We start from the raw sequence: 17,296 nt of genomic DNA, 5'->3' as shown, positions 1-17,296 counted from the left end.
GATCCATTCACGTTACCTTGCCAGCCTCACGGGACTGATTTAAAGGTGCTATTCAGATTTCCTTCATCATCACATTTCGTGTGATAAATTTCATCGCATCTACACGAAATTATGACAGAAAGAATTTTCACTGTCAACACCTTTGCCTGCCGGGGACCGGAAGCTTTTTAATAATTATACAATATATCTGCATATTTATCCACTTTTATTTTTAATGGCTGTCTACAAGCACAAAAAAACCGCCTTACAGGCGGTTTAGTTCAATTCTTACACAATATTAACATAAATAAAGATTGTATATTATCTGCTGCGCAGGGAGGCCAGCACGTCCTCCATATCCTGCGGAAGCGGTGCGCTGAATTCGAGATATTCACCGGTAGTCGGGTGAACAAAACCCAAGATTGCAGCATGCAGCGCCTGTCCGTCCATACGGATGCCTTTGCTGCGGCCATACATGGGATCGCCCACGAGCGGGTGTCCGATAAATTTCATGTGGACCCGAATCTGGTGCGTTCGTCCAGTTTCCAGCTTGAGCTCAAGCAGCGTGTAGTCTCCGAACCTTTCCAGCACGAGAAAATGGGTGACGGCATGCTTGCTGTTGCGGTCCGTCACCGTGAACATTTTACGGTCCCCGGCAGCGCGGCCAATCGGCGCATCCACCGTGCCCTGATCATGGCTCAAATTACCGTGCACGAGCGCTATATACCTACGGGTTACACTGTGCTCCTTGAGCTGGGCTGCCAGAGAAGCATGAGCCTTGTCGTTCTTGGCAGCCATCAGCAGTCCGGAAGTGTCCTTGTCAATACGGTGCACAATTCCCGGCCGCAGCTCGCCATTGATGCCGGACAGGTCGCGGCAGTGGTACATCAGCGCATTCACCAGTGTGCCGGAAGCATGTCCGGGAGCGGGATGCACGACCAGTCCGCGCGGTTTATTGACCACGATGACGTCCGAATCCTCGTATACCACATCCAGCGGTATATCCTCAGGAACAATCTCCACACCTTCCGGTTCAGGTATGCTCAGCTCTATGTGGTCATTGTCCAGCAGCTTGTGGTTCGCCTTCACCGCCGCCCCATTCACCAGCACCCGCCCGTCTCCAATCCACAGCTGAATCTGGGATCTGGACACATCAGTCATCCTGTCGGCTAAATATTTATCGATGCGGGTTTTGACCGCTGCCGCATCCACCACCCATTCCAGCAGCTCCCCGCCTTCGTTGTCTTGCAACTCATCGGACAAGTCAGATTTATAATCCTCATTCATTCCCGTTCGTTCCTTCCATGCCGCTGCTTTCTTTTTGCCGTCTTGAATCCAGCAAAGTATCCAGTATGATGATCGCGACCCCGACTACAATTGCGGAGTCCGCTATATTAAAGATCGGAAAAGTGTAGCTGCCAAAATTAAAGCGCGCAAAATCCACCACTTCGCCGGCGACAGCCCGGTCCAGGAAATTGCCGATGGCTCCGCCCAGCACGAGACTCAAACCGAATGGCAGCAGCTTCTGCCCGTTGCGGACCGTTTTTCTCATATACCAGACAATCGCAATGACGACAACCACGGTAATGACAATGAAAAGCTCCCGCTGCCCCTGCAGGATGCCAAATGCGGCGCCCTGGTTTCGGTGCGAAGTAATCTGAAAGAAGCTGCCGATGACCGGAATCGTCTCCCCCAGCTCCATCCTCGTTGCAATCAGGTATTTTGTCCCCTGATCCAGTAAAAATACGATTAATGCCACTACATAATAAATCACCGTTGTCACTCCGATCCCATAATTCCGTTACTATCTTCATTCAGACCCATTTATTGTAGCATACGGGCCGGAACATCGTCCACGAGAGGCACTCCGCGCCAACCCTGATAGAAATTCCCTCCTCTAAAAAGGAAGCTTGCGGCGTACCCTATGAACAGCCGCGACCATTGTCCGATTTCTGAAAGGAGATGCCTTATGTCCCAACTTACCGAGCAGCAGCTGCAAACGCTGCGCAACGAGCTGTTAAAGCGAAAGCAGGATATTGAACACCGTCTGCATGGCGGCGACGGACACCGCGGCCTGTCCGACAGTGAGCGTGTACTGACAGGCGAGCTCTCCCTGATCGATAACCACCCAGGCGATGTTGCCACGGAAACCTATGAACGAGGCAAGGATTTGGCGCTGGTCGAGCATGATGAATTTATGCTGGAGCGTATAGACTCGGCCCTAAAGGCCATGCAGGAAGGCACCTATGGCATTTGCGCCGTCAGCGGAAAACCCATTCCTTATGAGCGTCTTTTGGCCGTTCCATACACGAAATACCTCGCCGAATACAATCCGGAGCAGGAGGTTACGAATAACCGCCCTGTGGAGGAAGAGTTTCTCTACCCTCCGTTTGGCCGCTCCAGTCTGGATGAGCATGAATACAACGGCTTTGACGGAGAGGATGCATGGCAGATCGTTGCAAGCTGGGGCAATTCCAACTCGCCCGCCCTATCCGAAAACCGTGAGGTTCACAACTATGATGAAGTGGAAATTGAAGACGGCGATGATAATCAGGGCTTTGTGGAATCATACGAAAGCTTTATTGCAACAGATATCACCGGTGACAACGTCACTGTCGTTCGCGGCCCCATGTACCAAAAATATATAAGTCAGGGTGAGGGCGAGGCGCTGCTTGAGCCGGATGAACTCACCGAAGAGTAAAAGCGGCTTATAATGCGTGTTCAAAAAGTCAGGTTTTCAGCACCGAGAAGGTTGAATGAAGATAGGGAATGAGGAGCGGAGCGTACTTGAGGTACGTGAGCATCGGAAGTCCCGGCTGAATTCAAGATTCGATGTCGAGTCCGCTTCCTGATTGACTTCGTGATCAAAAGATGACTTTTTGAACTTCCTCTAATAAGTCGACAGCTCAAGCTGATGCTGTACGATCCGTACAATATCGGCAATATAATCCCCGATGATGGGAAGATTCAGCTTGCCAAGCACCTGCAGCACGTAAATAATCGTAGCCGCAAAAAAAGTAAAGCCAATCGCAATGCCGACCCCACGGGACGTTCCTGCCAGCAGATTAAGCCAGATCAGCCGCCAGGGCCTGTTCAGCAGCATGGCATATTCAGCTACCCGGGACAGCTCCATTTTGTCGGCAATCCAATGCGGCGTTCCGAAGCGCCTTGCCTTCCCTGGCCGCATGAAGGAAGTTCCCGATCTGCCATTGCCGCGCATATGATGCATCTCACCTGAACGGTTTCTTACGACGCGGCGACGCTTGCCTTTAGCCATCTCCAGCATACCTCCTCCCTGTTCATAGTAACCTGCAGGGAACAATAAACGAGCCGTGCGCAGAGCGGATATCGTCCGTCTGCAAAGCACAGGCTCGTTTTACCAAAGTTCACTCTATTCTATTATGCGCCTCGCAATGCAGCCTTATTCTGCGATATGAACCCCGATCGTTTTTCCGCCGGCTTCCACACGCTCCATAGGCTCGGTGCCGCCAAAGGCAAGCTCCGTTACCAGCACGTTGTCACGCAGTACGCTCTCAAATCGTTCGATAGCCGCTTTTAGCTCATCGTCGACGTCCAGCGTAAGAGCCACCCGTTTCTCGATCGGCAGATCCAGCTTTTTCCGGTAATCCTGAACGACGCGAACCACTTCACGAACCCAACCTTCCTGCTCCAGCTCCGGTGTGACATCCGTGTTGAGGGCAACGGTCAGGCCGTAGCCTGATGCGGAAGCAAAACCTTCTTTCGCTTTTTTCTCCACCAGCAGTTCCTCGGCTGTCACCTGCAGCTCCTCTCCTTCGGGAGACACAACGTTCAGGACACCACTTTCCACGACAGCACGCGTCTCATCCGCAGACATGCCTTTGAACAGATTTTGCAGGAAGCCGACATTTTTGCCATATTTCTTGCCCGCTACCTTCAAATTCAGCTTCAAGGTGAAATCGACAAAACCGCTGTCATCCGTTTCCGTATGAATATGCTTCACATTGATCTCGTCCTTGATGATCTCCTCGTAGCCAGCCAAATCAAAATCACGATCCATGGACACGATCAGCTCGGAGAGAGGCTGTCTCGTTTTGATGGCCGTTTCGTTGCGCACGTTGCGCGCAAGCTCCACCACTCGGCGCGCGGTTTCCATATCCTGCTCCAGCTTGGCATCGATCAGCGACTCATCGGCAGCCGGGTAATCTTCAAGATGCACGCTGTCCCCGCTGCTCAGGTTCTGATAGATATCCTCGGCCACCATCGGCGTGAACGGAGCAAGCAGCTTGGCGGTGGACAGCAGGACATGGGTCAGCGTCCGGTAAGCGTCCAGTTTATCTTCCGTGAGGCCGCTGCCCCAGAAGCGGTCGCGCGAGCGGCGGATATACCAGTTGCTGAGTTCATCCACGAAAGCCTCGATTGCCTTGGAGGCGTTCAGGAAATCGTTCACAGCCAAACCTTTGTCAACCACCTTGATCAGACTGTTCAGGCGGGATAGAATCCAGCGGTCCAGCTTGTGGCCGGAAGGCTTGAAAGGATGCTCCGCCGGATCAAAACCGTCGATCGTGGCATAGAGCGTCAGGAACGCATGCGTGTTGACCAGGGTGTCCACCAGCTTGGATTTCGCCTCGCCGACAATGCCCTTCGAGAAACGCTTGCTGTTCCAAGGAGCACTGTCCGCAAGCAGCGCCCAGCGGAATGCGTCCGTACCGTATTCGTTGATGATCTCCCATGGATCGATGACATTGCCCTTGGATTTGGACATTTTCTGACCCTGCTCATCCAGCACATGCCCTGTAGCCATAACCGCCTTGTACGGCGCCTTGCCTGTCAGCAATGTGGATACGGCGAGCAGGCTGTAGAACCAACCGCGAGTTTGGTCAATGCCTTCGCAGATCATGTCCGCAGGGAACTGCTGGGCAAACGTCTCCTGGTTTTCAAACGGATAATGATGCTGTGCAAACGGCATCGACCCGCTGTCGAACCATACGTCGATCACTTCCGGCGTACGGGTCATTTCATACTTACCGCAGGAGCTGCGGACCTTGATTTGATCCACATACGGCTTATGCAGCTCAATATCCTCCGGCACATCGCCGATGGCGCGTTCGCGAAGCTCGGCGATGCTGTGCGGAGCGAACTCCTCTCCAGTCTCCGCACAAGTCCAGATGTTCAGCGGCGTGCCCCAATAGCGGTCACGGCTGATATTCCAGTCCACGAGATCCTCCAGGAATTTACCGAAACGACCTTCGCGCACATGCCCCGGATACCAGTCCACCTCGTTATTGTTGGCGATAAGCTGATCCTTGATCGCCGTCGTTTTGATAAACCAGCTGTCCATTGCATAATAGAGCAGCGGTGTATCACAACGCCAGCAGAATGGATAGCTGTGCTCGTATTTTTCTTTGCCATAGAGCAAACCTTTGTCAGACAGCATTTTCACGATATCGACATCACATTCTTTTACAAAGCGGCCCGCCAAATCCGTGATTTGCTCCGTATAACGCCCCTGCAGGTTCACTACATTGATAAAGCCGACTCCGTTCTCCCGGCATACTCTGTAGTCATCCTCACCATGAGCAGGAGCCATATGAACAATGCCCGTACCGCTTGCGTCCGTTACAAAGCCTGCACCGAGAATCGTATTGCCCTTCTCCACCTGGATGTAGTTGAACGGCGGCGTGTAGGTTTTGCCCACGAGTTCCGAGCCCTGAAGGGTACCAATGATCTCATGATCGCCGTTCATAACCTTCTCCACTAGATTTTTGGCGACAATATATACGCCGTCCTCCTGCTTGACTCTCGCATACTCCATGTCCGGATTCACCGCCAGCGACGTGTGACCTGGCAGCGTCCACGGTGTGGTCGTCCATGCCAGCACGTATTCGCCGCTGTCATGCAGCTTGAACTTGGCGGTGGCACTCAGGTCTTTGACATCCTTATACCCTTGAGCCACCTCGTGGGAGCTAAGGGTCGTCTGACAGCTAGGGCAATATGGGCTTACACGGTGGCCGCGGTACAGCAGCCCCTTCTCGTGAACTGTCGCAAGAATATTCCATACGCTCTCGATATAGCTGTTCTCCAGGGTCACGTACGGATGGTCAAGGTCAGTCCAGTAGCCGATCGCCTCCGTCAAATCCCTCCACTGCTGCTCATACTCGAATACGCTCGCCTTACACTTCTTGATAAACTCCTCAACACCGTACTCTTCGATCTCGTGCTTGTGAGAAATGCCAAGCTGCTTCTGCACTCCAAGCTCAACCGGCAGGCCATGTGTATCCCACCCTGCTTTACGGACGACACGGTAGCCCTTCATTGTTTGATAACGGCCGACGAAATCCTTGATGACACGGCCAAGCACATGCCCGATATGCGGTTTGCCGTTCGCTGTAGGCGGTCCCTCGTAAAACACGTAATTCGGTCTGCCTTCACGATGCGTCATCGATTTACGGAATGTGCCGTCTTCCTTCCACTTGTTCAGAACCCGCAGCTCGCGGGTCCGCGCTTTCTCCTTGACATCCACTCTTTGCATGTAAAATCCGTCCTTTCGTTTATGAACCTTTGTGCTATCAGCTGAAAACCGGCAACAAAAAAGCCCCGTCCCTGTATTAGGGACGAGGCTCTGCTCGCGTTACCACCCTGATTCCGTCTCTTGTGCATCCTCTCGTAAACACACAAGTGAACGGCGCTCATATCCCCGCCTGAATGCTGCGGGGAGCCGATATAACGTTCGGCATACGGTGACAGCTTACTCACGCCGGGCGCTTCAGCTCACTTCTCCGGGAAGATATTCAGTCATGCTCTGCACATTGGCTTGCACCGGAATGCCAACTCTCTGGGGAGCAAAATCATGACCTACTGGGTCCCATCATGGAATTTTTCGTTTAATCGTGACAAAAATATAGCCGATTTATGATCAAAAGTCAATGGCCGCTTCACCGCGCCCTCAGTAAATTTCTTTCATTTCCCGTTCACGGTCCAAAACCTCGCGCTCCCGGTTCTCCAGCGCTTCCCATCCATCCTGGCTAAGGAGATCCAGCTGTGCCTCAACCAGTGTGCGGAAGCGTGCCCGGTAAATGGAGGCCTGCTTCTTCAGCTCTTCCACTTCCAGCGCGATTTTGCGGGATTTCGCCAAGGCCTCGTTCACGATGCGGTCGGCGTTCTTCTCCGCTTCCTTCACGATCAGCTGCGCTTCCTTCTTGGCGTTGTTCTTCACCTCATCGGCCGCCTCCTGGGCTACGATGATCGTTTTGCTCAGCGTCTCTTCAATGTTGGAGAAATGATCCAGCTTCTCCTGAAGTGTCATCAACTCAGCGCCGAGCTCTTTGTTCTCACGGATGACAGCCTCGTAATCCTTGATCACCTGGTCCAGGAATTCGTTCACCTGATCTTCGTCGTAACCGCGAAGCCGGCGTGCAAACTCCTTATTATGTATATCCAATGGGGATAATGGCATGACGCGCACCTCCTGAAAGATTATTGTTCTCCGCAGTTCTTCATATCCTGCAATCGGCCAAAGGGGGGATAGTTGTTAGCATAACCAATTCGACAAAAAGAAATGGATTCCTGCCTTATCATTATACAAATTTGCCGATTATTACACGTTGTCTTCCTTTTTTCGTCAAACCGCCGGTTTCTAATATCTTGAACCGCCCGAATCCCTGAAAAGAAATGACGTCCCCTTCTTTCAGCGGCGCAGCCGGGTTCTCCTCGGCCTTCCAGTTCACGCGGCAGCGGCCCGCCCTGATCGGGGCCAGCACCTTGCTGCGGCTGAGCCTGTATACGTCGCTGACGATGGCGTCAAGCCGCAGGGAAGCTACCGTGAACTCCAGCGTCTCAAAGGCGCTTTCTTTCACCTGCAGCTTGTCCAACGGCAGCAGCTCGCTCTGTACATGCACCCGGTGAACCTGCTGCAGATGCATCGTCAGAAAAGGGCCGATATCCGCTGCGGCGACAATATGACACCCGTCATCCAGTACGTGAATATCCCCTATTTTCCCCCGTTTGATCCCCAGAGCCAAAACCGCCCCCATATAATCGCCGTGCTCCAGTTCCCCGATTTTTTTGTCGTCAGAGGATATGGCCAGCACCTTCATGGCCATATCCTCGTCCTCCAGGTAACTGTAATCCGGCGCCACAAGGGCACGCTTGCGTTCCGCCGCCTCGTACCCGCCGTCGAGGCGGATCTGTACGTCATTGCGGCGGGCAGCCAGCGTGCCCAGTATGTAAGCCTGACGAGGGTCGAGAAAATCGGTCAGCTTATGTTCGTGAAATTGTCCTGCCCGCTCTACCCACTCCCAGGCCCGGTCAACAAAGTCCTTCTCATCCGGGTGGAAATGGGCGTGAATTTCGGTCCGCATGTAAACCTCCTAGACAAAATAGCCGATCAGCGAGACCAGACCGTAAGAAGCCATGTTCAGCACAATCAAGGCCACGATCGGTGAAATGTCGATCATGCCAAAAATCGGCGGGATGAACCGGCGAAACGGAGCCAGATAGGGTTCCACCAGCCTGCCGAGCCACTCTCCTATAAAGCTCTCCCGCGCGTTGGGCAGCCAGGAAAGAAGAACGTATACGATAATCATATACTGATAAATTCGCGCAATAAAGAATATGATTGACTCAACCGTCAAAAAGCTCACCTCATTCTGTCAAGTTCTGTTTCACTGTCTGCCAATATTTCCGTGATGGAGCCCTGAATCTCCACCGTATCCGGTGTGCAGAGAAAAATATTGTGGCCGACTTTGGATATGCCCCCATTAACGGCATACACCGTGCCGCTCAAAAAATCAATAATGCGGAGAGCCTGATCCTTGCGGATGCGCTGCAGGTTCACGACAACCGAGCGATGGGAACGGATATGGTCGGCAATCTCCTGCGCCTCATCGTAAGAGCGGGGCTCATACAGCACGACTTTCACATTTTTCTGGGAATGGATGCTGACCACGTTGTTGACCACATTGTTTGTTCTAGTGTTCTTACGTCTGTCAAAGCTGGGGGTTTCAATTTCTTCTTCCTCTTCGGGCAACTTTTCCCGCTCTACGACCTCTTCCTCCTCCTGCAGACCGAGGAAGTTCATAAATTTATTCATTACACCCATACTTCATCCTCCTCTTTTCCCACCAGAATGGAACCGAGCCGCAGCCAGGTTGCGCCTTCCTCCACAGCCACTTCAAAATCATTGGACATGCCCATGGATAATTCCATAAGCGGTTCGGGAGTGAGGGCTTGTCCGTTCAGAGCATCCCGCAGCTCACGCAGGCCCCGGAATACGGGGCGAGTCAGCTCGGGATCATCGACATGGGGAGCCATCGTCATCAGCCCGATCACCTGGACATGCTTCAGGCCTGAAATGTCCTTCAGAAACGCTGCAGCCTGGTCCGGCCCAAGGCCGTGCTTGCTCTCTTCCCCTGAAATATTGACCTGCAAAAAGGCTTTAACCGTCAAATCCAGGCCCGCCGCCTTCTTCTCCAGTTCCTTGGCAAGAGAGAGGCGGTCCAGAGAATGTATATACTGGAACTTGCCGACAACGTCCTTGACTTTATTCGTCTGCAAATTCCCGATATAATGCCATATTCCGCGCTGTCCAAGCTGCCTCCACTTCTCCTCGGCCTGCTGCCAGCGGTTCTCGCCGACATGCAGAAGGCCGCTGTCCAATACGGCAGACATTGCACTCACGGATACATATTTGGTAACAGCAATGATATTGACATCTTCACGAGCTCTTCCGCTGCGCTGACAGGCAGCCTCCACACGCTCGTTCACCTTCCGAATCCGATCTCCCAGCGACACGGGAAGACTCACCTCTTTTCCAGTCCGATCCAGCTTGCCATTCTTCCCGTCAATCCTTTTTCCTTACGGTGTGAAAAAAACAATTCGTTATTGCAGCTGGTGCATAACGTTGTACATTCGATATGGGTCGGCAATATTCCTGCTTTCATCATAATCTGTCGGTTGCATTGTTTCAAGTCAAGCATCCATTTTCCCCCACCAAGCGTGGTGTAAACACTGCCTTCCCACACTTCATTACCCGGCATGCCGGACTCCAAAGCCATGATTTTATCCATCACGGCACCGTCCACCTCGTAGCAGCAGCGTCCGATCGAAGGGCCGATGGCCGCCCGCAAATCCTCTCTCTTTGAGCCGTATTCTTCCACCATCTTCACTACCATATGCGCCGCGATTTCCGCAACGGTTCCCTTCCAGCCCGCATGGGCCAGCCCTACGGCCCGCCGAACCGGATCGATGAAATAAAGTGGAACGCAATCCGCATAAAAGGAAGTCAGCAGGACCCCCGGCACATCCGTCACCAATCCATCCGTATCCTGAAAGGCCGATTCACGGTCCAGAAAGCCCCGGCCGCGGTCTTCTTCCTTCACAGCCGCAATACTGCTGCCATGTACCTGTTCTCCGCAGGTCCACGCTTCCGGTTCATAGCCCAGCCTCCTTGCAATCAGCTCGCGGTTGGCGATTACTATATCAGGATTTTCTCCCACATGCAGAGCACAATTCAGGCTGCTGTAAGGCTCCTTCCCCATGCCGCCGCTGCGGCTTGTAAAACCGGCGGTCAGGCCCGGGAATTGCTTCCGCCATGCTTCTATAAACATCAGCCTGGGCACAGGTGCCTCTGCGCCTGGCAGCACTTCCTTATCCATGGGTTCCAAGACAAACGGTTCAGTCAATGTTCTCACCTCTACAAGCCAGTGTACCAAAATCAGCGCACGGTGTCTCTATCTGCCCATAGCCCCCTGAATCTTCCCCCTGCTTTGTAGGCATGCTCCTCTATCTGCCATTCCTCCATGTACTCATGCCTTACCAGTATGACGTCAGGTCCGATTTTGACAATGTTATGCCAAGGAATAACCAGTTCTCTCTTCGGCCGGAAAAATCCGAGCAATCCGCCGGAAACGGGCATGACGATCGCTTCTATGCGGCCCAGTCTTGGATCGATCTCCAGATCGCATATTTGGCCCAGCCTGCGGCCGTCCATGATATTAATGACATCCTTGCTTTGAAAATCGGATATTTTTATGCTGTACACGCCTTCAGCCTGCATATCCATATAATCACATCCTTTACTTACAGCATATGATTTACAAAGCGGAAATTTTCCCTGCCGCCCCATCTTGACCAAAAATAAAAACGACCCTCACGGGTCGTTAAAAAGGATCAGTCCTGCGCCTGCGGTGCTAAGACTTTACGTGCTTCTGCATTTGTTGAATGGCCGATTTCTCCAGCCTGGATACCTGCGCCTGTGAAATCCCGATTTCGTCGGCAACCTCCATTTGGGTCTTTCCTTCGAAAAACCGCATGGACAATATCATCTTCTCCCGTTGTCCAAGCCGCTGCATCGCTTCGCGCAGCGCAATCTCCTCGATCCAGGATACGTCCTTGTTCTTGTCGTCGCTGATTTGATCCATAACGTAGATCGGGTCCCCGCCGTCATGGTAAATGGGCTCAAAGAGAGAAACCGGATCCTGAATGGCGTCAAGCGCGAAGACCACATCTTCCTTGGGTACATTAAGCGCTTCGGAAATTTCAAAAATCGTTGGCTCCCGCGAATTGACGGTGGTCAGATTATCTCTGACCTGGAGCGCCTTATACGCGATATCCCGCAGAGAGCGCGACACCCGTATCGGATTGTTATCTCGCAAATACCTGCGGATTTCACCGATGATCATGGGAACCGCATATGTGGAAAATTTAACATTTTGGGACAAGTCGAAATTGTCTATGGCCTTCATCAGTCCGATGCAGCCGACTTGAAACAGATCGTCAACATATTCACCCCGATTATTGAAACGCTGGATCACGCTCAGTACAAGCCGCAGGTTGCCGTTCACCAGTTTTTCCCTGGCGGAACGTTCGTTGTTTTGCTGCAGAGATGTGAATAATTCCCGCATCTCCGCATTGGTCAAAACCGGCAGCTTAGCGGTATCCACACCGCAAATTTCGACTTTGTTACGGGTCATCGTGTCATAACCTCCCAAGGAGCAACATTAATGTTCATTATCTCCTGGGCCGGACATTTTATTCCTTTCTTCGAACCTCCCTGCGGAGGTGCGCTGATCCTGTCAGACCATTTTATTGAATTCCTTCCGCAGCCGTTTGATGATTCTTTTTTCGAGCCGTGATATGTAGGATTGGGATATGCCGAGCAGGTCAGCGACATCCTTTTGCGTTTTTTCCTCGCCATCCTGCAGCCCGAAGCGCAGCTCCATAATGAGCCGTTCGCGATCCGTCAATTTATCCAGGGCCTTGTGAAGCAGCTTGCGATCCACCTGCTCCTCGATATTGCGGTAGATCGTATCATTTTCGGTTCCGAGCACGTCGGAAAGCAGCAGCTCGTTCCCGTCCCAATCGATATTCAGCGGCTCGTCGAAGGACACCTCTGTCCTTGTTTTATTGTTGCGCCGCAAATACATAAGGATTTCATTTTCGATACAGCGGGACGCATAGGTGGCAAGCTTGATTTTTTTCTCAGGGTCAAAGGTGTTCACCGCTTTAATCAAACCGATCGCACCAATGGAGACCAGATCCTCGATATTGATGCCTGTGTTCTCGAATTTTCTGGCGATGTACACGACCAGCCGCAGGTTGCGCTCGATCAGCATGGCCCGGATCGCGGCGTCCCCTGAAGACAGCTTCTGCAGCAAATATTCCTCTTCTTCCCGGGTCAAAGGCGGGGGAAGGGCTTCGCTGCCTCCAATATAATAGATTTCCTCGGCTTTAAGGCCGAGCAGAAAAAGAAGCCGGTAATACTGCAGCTGTAATGCAAGTTTCCATTTTACGCGCATGATACTCCTCCTATTAAAAATTCGTTGTCAGGCAGCATTGTCAGGCCGACACATCCGTATTTTGCGATGCCGCCAGCTCGGGGTGGATAACAGCCTGATAACGCCCTTCGGAGGATAATCTCCCTCCGTCCAGACCGATCAGCACACGATGATGACTGAACGTCTGCTCATTCATCGTAACCTTGACCTCATCCGGCTTCACCGCCAGCATAAAGGCCGTACTCTTGTTGATTCCCCTGTAAGGAACGAGGCGCAGGCGATCCCGCCAGGCATACGACTCTTCCATATTCATGACCAGGTTGTCCGCCTCTCCATCCGCCAGATACCTGTTCCAATCACGAGGCAAATATTCACTCCAGAGCGAAGCCTCCATCACCATGACCGGCATGCGTGTCAGCGGATCATTCAGCTGATTGCCCGTGTCCAGCAGGCCTGTACACTTGACGCAGACTCCATCGATCCGGACCTCCACTTCACCCGTAAAGCTTGAAATCCGCTCCGTGCGCTGCCTGGAAGTCTGTACGGCATAAAAAACAAGCATCGTGACGCCAAATACGCAGAAGATGAACCAAAAGGCTATTTGCGTTTTAAATGACAGCCCGCCGGTAGCGGTAAACCATATGCCATTAAACAGTTCTCCCCGCCTTTGCAGCAGATAATGAACGCCCAATATCCCCCCTGCCGCCACAAAATTGACCACATAAAAAGCGCCGGTCGTGCGCAGGAAGGACTGCAGGCCGCCAAAACCAAAGGCTGTCAGCAGCATACAGAGTGACAATGCGAATTTAATCAAAAACGTAAACATGAAGGACAGCTGCGGAACAAACATCATGACAACGTACATCGCGCCAAGGAAGGCGGACAGCAGCAGCCTCCACCATGCCGGGCGCAGCTTCCTCATCCAGGCCGTAACGAGCAGCAGTACCGCGTCAATAAGCAGGTTGGTCAGGAAAATCAAATCGATATAGACAACCATCTTTTTTTCACCCCGCCTAAGCTCCTGGAGGATATGACCAGTATAAAAGGGGGACAGAACAAAGTCTGTCTAACGCTGGAGGGCGCAGCCGGACTTTTTTTGTCGGATTAAGAGGGAGGGCAGCAAAAAAGGCTGCCTCCACGGCACGAAGCTTGCCGGGAGACAACCTGATTGAAAGCGAGTTATATTCTTTGTAGCAGTATTATAAGTCGTGTTCAAAAAGTCAGGTTTTCAGCACCGAGAAGGTTGGATGAAACTAGGGACTGAGGAGCGGAGCGTACTTGGAGTACGTGAGCACCTGAAATGTTTCCGTAGGAAACATGCTTCGTAAGCATCCGCTTAGGCCCGGTTGAATTCAAGATTCGATGTCGAGTCCGCTTCCTGACTTCCTTCGTGATCAAAAGATGACTTTTTGAACTACCTCTATAACCGCTATAATTATTTGTCTGACATGGCCAAGGCCTGATCCAGAACGGCCGGACCGTTCGCTCTGCCGTAAGCCATCGTGTCGATGACATCAACGGGAATATTGAACGGAGCCGCAATTTCTGTTACGGCATTTTTACGCATACGGACCTGCGGTCCCAGCAGGATCGCAATCACTTCATCGCTGATGCCTGACAACTCATCCTTGATCGTGCTTTCGGGAATGGCGATAATGTCGAGCTCGAGAGATCTTGCTTCCGCTTCTTTTTTCATTTTGGATACTAGAATAGAGGTAGACATGCCGGCTGAACAGGCAAGAATAATTTTTTTCATAGTTAACGCCTCCTGGTTTGATTTTTCATGTTCTGTTACTTGTACTCTTCATCCAAATCAACGGTAAGCGAACGGTCGGCGATCACCGACTTGTACCAATGACCGGATTTTTTCAAATGCCGGCTGCGGCCGTTCTCCAGATTGATTTCGACCAGTCCGTAGCGGTTCTTGAACGCATTCATCGGGGACACATTATCCGTAAAGGCCCATAACATGTACCCTTTGCAGTTGGAGCCATCCTCCACAGCTTTAAGTGTATAGTACAAGTGCTCGCCGATGAAGGAAATACGATAATCATCCTGAATGATCTGCTCTTCATTTTTGAACACCGCTTCGTTCTCGATCCCCATTCCATTTTCGGAAATAAACCATTCGATATTGTTATATTCGTTTTTGATGCGCATACCCATATCATAAATGATTTTAGGATAAATTTCCCATCCGCGCGATTTGTTCATTTTTTTGCCCGGAAGATCAAAATGCTCATAGTAATAAGACGGATGAAAAGGCACGTTTTCATTCCATGCTTTGGTCTGCGCCTTTATCCGGTGCGGATAATACAGGTTAATGCCCGCGTAATCCACCGTGTTGTTTTTGATGATAGCCAGTTCTTCCGGCGTATGCTCGAACGTGATGTCGTGTTTCTCCATCAGCTGCAGCAATTCCTCGGGATATTCGCCTTTGATCATCGGGTCCATGAATACCCGGTTGTAAAACAGATCGTACACATGCGCTGCATACTGGTCATGCGGCGCGCTTGAACGGGCATACGTTACCTCGGGATTAAGAATGACGCCGATTTTTGCTCCGTTTTTGCCATAGCCTTTCTCCTTGAACAATTGCACGCATTTGGCGGTTGCCAGCGTTTTATTGTAATTCCACTGCATCCATTTACGGGTGTTCTGCTCATAAGGGTAACGCAGAGCATCCAGATAGACACGGGTCTGCACGACAATCGGCTCATTAAAGGTAAACCAGTGCTTGACACGGTCGCCATAGCGCTCGAACACCTTTTCCGCATATTTTACAAACAGCTCGACCACATGCTTGGATGACCAGCCATCATATTTATCCAGCAAATATGCCGGCAGCTCATAGTGCTCCAGGCAAATCATGGGTTCCACACCGATGGCTATCAGCTCGTCGATGACCCGTCCCACGTAATCTGCATAGGTTTCGTCCACAACGACATTTTCATAGTCCGTTAAGAAACGGGACCAGTTAATAGAGGTGCGATAATGCGTCAGTCCAATCTCCTTCATCAGCGCGATATCTTCGCTACAGCGATTATAGAAGTCGGTTGCACCGGCCGGACCATAACCGTTATGCCAGACGTGGCGGTCATTGATGTACCATTTGTCAAGATAAGAATCCTGCCCTTCCCGCTTGCCGCTCCAGCCCTCCGTCTGCCAGGCGGATGAAGCAGCCCCTATGATAAAATCAGCCGGGATGTTCATTGTATGTTTAGCCACCGATGACTCCTCCTTCATTCTGCAATGATTTCTGCTTATCCTTCAGTCCGCCTGTTGGCAATTCTGACAAACGGCAGATAAATTAATATGGCAACAGCAATACATATAAGCTGGGTAACGACCGCCCCGATGCTTCCGCCTGTCGACAGATAAGCATTGATAATCGGCGGTGTGGTCCACGGCACCATGACGACCGCACGGCCCGCAAAACCAAGCAATGTCGAAAAGTAACCGATGGTGCCTGTAATGAGCGGCGTGATGATAAATGGAATAGCCATAATAGGGTTTAACATGATCGGAAGCCCGAAAATAACCGGCTCATTAATGTTAAACAGCGACGGACCAAAGGACAGCTTGGTAATCTCTTTCATATCCTCGCGCTTGGAGGCGATCAGGATGCAGATCAGCAGAGCCAGCGTAATCCCGGAACCGCCGATGCTCATGTAGACATCCCAGAACGGCATCGTAATAATGTTGGGAATAGGCAGCCCTTGCTCATATGCCGTCATGTTAACGGTAATGGCTCCAAGCAGCAGCGGCTCGCGAATCGGTTTTATCATCTGATTGCCGTGAATACCGATAACCCAGAAAATTTGCGCAACCAGCATCAAGGTCAGGATTCCCGGCAAGCCTTGCATAACCGTCTCCAGCGGTCTTTGTACTACATTGTAAACGGCATCATATAAGTACAAGCCTGTAAGCTTGTGAAAGAAAAATCCCAGGGCCGAGAAAACGGTTACGGTAATAATCGCCGGAATCAATGCCGAGAAGGAAACAGCCACATTGGGTGGAACACTTTCCGGCATCTTGATTTTGAGCTTATCCGATTTGCCCAGCTTGCTGTACAGTTCAACAGACAGGATCGACACAAAAATACCGAGGAACAAGCTTTTCGTATCTGTAAACTGACGTGCAATCACATCCGTAACCTGCTGCATGTCACCGTTCACCATCAGTTGAATCGTTGTTGGCGTAACGGCCACGAAGCAGATAACGGCCAGCAGCCCAGGGAAAAAGTTTTTCTCCCCGTTAATTCGCCCCAATTCCAGACCAATCATGAAAATGGCGAGCACCGTCAGAATGTTTAAGCTGGCATAGTTGATCGCCGTGAAAATCGGCTTGTAATCCGCCAAAAATGCGAACGGGCGAAAATGCGCAAGCCCATTCGTCGGGTCCATCACCATATTGGAGATAAGGACTGCGAAAGCGCCTACAATAATGACAGGCATGAGCGTGATGAAAGCGGATTTGATAGCCATAATATATTTAAAATTGTTAATGGCGTTCGCTACGGAGGTGAGGCCATTGACAAGTTTATCCTTGATTCCCATCAG

Annotated in this window: 18 protein-coding genes and 1 other annotated feature; of the genes, 1 reads left to right on the top strand and 17 read right to left on the bottom strand. The window is 51.5% G+C overall.

All coding sequences use genetic code 11. The features are described from left to right. Positions 1–300: 300 nt before the first annotated feature. Complete coding sequence (locus ACE5KN_RS21720) at positions 301–1,266, bottom strand: RluA family pseudouridine synthase (RefSeq protein WP_375524050.1); 966 nt, start codon at positions 1,264–1,266, stop codon at positions 301–303. Next, complete coding sequence (lspA, locus tag ACE5KN_RS21715; RefSeq protein ID WP_375524049.1) at positions 1,259–1,753, bottom strand: signal peptidase II; 495 nt, start codon at positions 1,751–1,753, stop codon at positions 1,259–1,261. The genes ACE5KN_RS21720 and lspA overlap by 8 nt, the downstream gene beginning before the upstream one ends. Before the next feature lie 195 nt (positions 1,754–1,948). Here lspA and ACE5KN_RS21710 point away from each other — a divergent pair, with 195 nt between their 5' ends. Next, complete coding sequence (locus ACE5KN_RS21710; RefSeq protein WP_375524048.1) at positions 1,949–2,680, top strand: TraR/DksA C4-type zinc finger protein; 732 nt, start codon at positions 1,949–1,951, stop codon at positions 2,678–2,680. A gap of 189 nt (positions 2,681–2,869) precedes the next feature. On the opposite strand, the gene ACE5KN_RS21705 is transcribed toward ACE5KN_RS21710, so the two are convergent. From ACE5KN_RS21705 to ACE5KN_RS21635, 15 genes are all read right to left on the bottom strand, one after another. Next, positions 2,870–3,166 (bottom strand): DUF5665 domain-containing protein, encoded by a 297-nt coding sequence (locus ACE5KN_RS21705; protein ID WP_375524216.1) that lies wholly within the window; start codon positions 3,164–3,166, stop codon positions 2,870–2,872. 234 nt (positions 3,167–3,400) lie between these two features. Further along, complete coding sequence (ileS, locus tag ACE5KN_RS21700) at positions 3,401–6,490, bottom strand: isoleucine--tRNA ligase (RefSeq protein WP_375524047.1); 3,090 nt, start codon at positions 6,488–6,490, stop codon at positions 3,401–3,403. Between the two features lie 75 nt (positions 6,491–6,565). Next, positions 6,566–6,839 (bottom strand) — a binding site (T-box leader). Between the two features lie 65 nt (positions 6,840–6,904). Further along, a complete protein-coding gene (locus ACE5KN_RS21695) occupies positions 6,905–7,414 on the bottom strand; it encodes a DivIVA domain-containing protein (RefSeq protein ID WP_355322630.1) in 510 nt (169 codons plus the stop codon). Positions 7,415–7,535: 121 nt separating this feature from the next. Next, a complete protein-coding gene (locus ACE5KN_RS21690) occupies positions 7,536–8,318 on the bottom strand; it encodes a YlmH family RNA-binding protein (protein ID WP_375524046.1) in 783 nt (260 codons plus the stop codon). A gap of 9 nt (positions 8,319–8,327) precedes the next feature. Beyond that, entirely contained in the window at positions 8,328–8,591 is a 264-nt protein-coding gene (locus ACE5KN_RS21685; protein ID WP_375524045.1) for a YggT family protein, read from the bottom strand. A 5-nt stretch (positions 8,592–8,596) separates the two neighbouring features. Then, positions 8,597–9,058: a cell division protein SepF gene (locus tag ACE5KN_RS21680; protein WP_375524044.1), complete on the bottom strand. Its 462-nt coding sequence runs from the start codon at positions 9,056–9,058 to the stop codon at positions 8,597–8,599. Next, complete coding sequence (locus tag ACE5KN_RS21675; RefSeq protein WP_375524043.1) at positions 9,049–9,750, bottom strand: YggS family pyridoxal phosphate-dependent enzyme; 702 nt, start codon at positions 9,748–9,750, stop codon at positions 9,049–9,051. The genes ACE5KN_RS21680 and ACE5KN_RS21675 overlap by 10 nt, the downstream gene beginning before the upstream one ends. 8 nt (positions 9,751–9,758) lie before the next feature. Then, positions 9,759–10,613, bottom strand: coding sequence for a peptidoglycan editing factor PgeF (gene pgeF / locus ACE5KN_RS21670; protein ID WP_375524215.1), 855 nt, complete (start codon positions 10,611–10,613; stop codon positions 9,759–9,761). 59 nt (positions 10,614–10,672) lie between these two features. After that, the gene (locus tag ACE5KN_RS21665; protein ID WP_375524042.1) at positions 10,673–11,020 is read right to left on the bottom strand and encodes a YlmC/YmxH family sporulation protein; all 348 of its coding nucleotides are present in this window, start codon (positions 11,018–11,020) and stop codon (positions 10,673–10,675) included. A gap of 127 nt (positions 11,021–11,147) precedes the next feature. Then, positions 11,148–11,930, bottom strand: coding sequence for an RNA polymerase sporulation sigma factor SigG (gene sigG / locus ACE5KN_RS21660; protein ID WP_355322642.1), 783 nt, complete (start codon positions 11,928–11,930; stop codon positions 11,148–11,150). Between the two features lie 102 nt (positions 11,931–12,032). Beyond that, entirely contained in the window at positions 12,033–12,755 is a 723-nt protein-coding gene (gene sigE, locus ACE5KN_RS21655; protein WP_355322644.1) for an RNA polymerase sporulation sigma factor SigE, read from the bottom strand. A 40-nt stretch (positions 12,756–12,795) separates the two neighbouring features. After that, positions 12,796–13,731, bottom strand: coding sequence for a sigma-E processing peptidase SpoIIGA (spoIIGA, locus tag ACE5KN_RS21650; RefSeq protein WP_375524041.1), 936 nt, complete (start codon positions 13,729–13,731; stop codon positions 12,796–12,798). A 438-nt stretch (positions 13,732–14,169) separates the two neighbouring features. Further along, a complete protein-coding gene (locus tag ACE5KN_RS21645) occupies positions 14,170–14,490 on the bottom strand; it encodes a PTS sugar transporter subunit IIB (RefSeq protein WP_375524040.1) in 321 nt (106 codons plus the stop codon). A 35-nt stretch (positions 14,491–14,525) separates the two neighbouring features. After that, a complete protein-coding gene (locus tag ACE5KN_RS21640; protein WP_375524039.1) occupies positions 14,526–15,962 on the bottom strand; it encodes a glycoside hydrolase family 1 protein in 1,437 nt (478 codons plus the stop codon). Positions 15,963–15,997: 35 nt separating this feature from the next. After that, on the bottom strand, positions 15,998–17,293 hold the full coding sequence (locus tag ACE5KN_RS21635; RefSeq protein WP_375524038.1) for a PTS sugar transporter subunit IIC: 1,296 nt from the start codon (positions 17,291–17,293) through the stop codon (positions 15,998–16,000). Between the last annotated feature and the right edge of the window lie 3 nt (positions 17,294–17,296).

Origin of the sequence: Paenibacillus terreus (assembly GCF_042138595.1) — a bacterium.
Classification (GTDB): Bacteria; Bacillota; Bacilli; order Paenibacillales; family Paenibacillaceae; genus Paenibacillus; species Paenibacillus terreus.
This window is presented reverse-complemented; position numbering and strand designations above follow the sequence as displayed.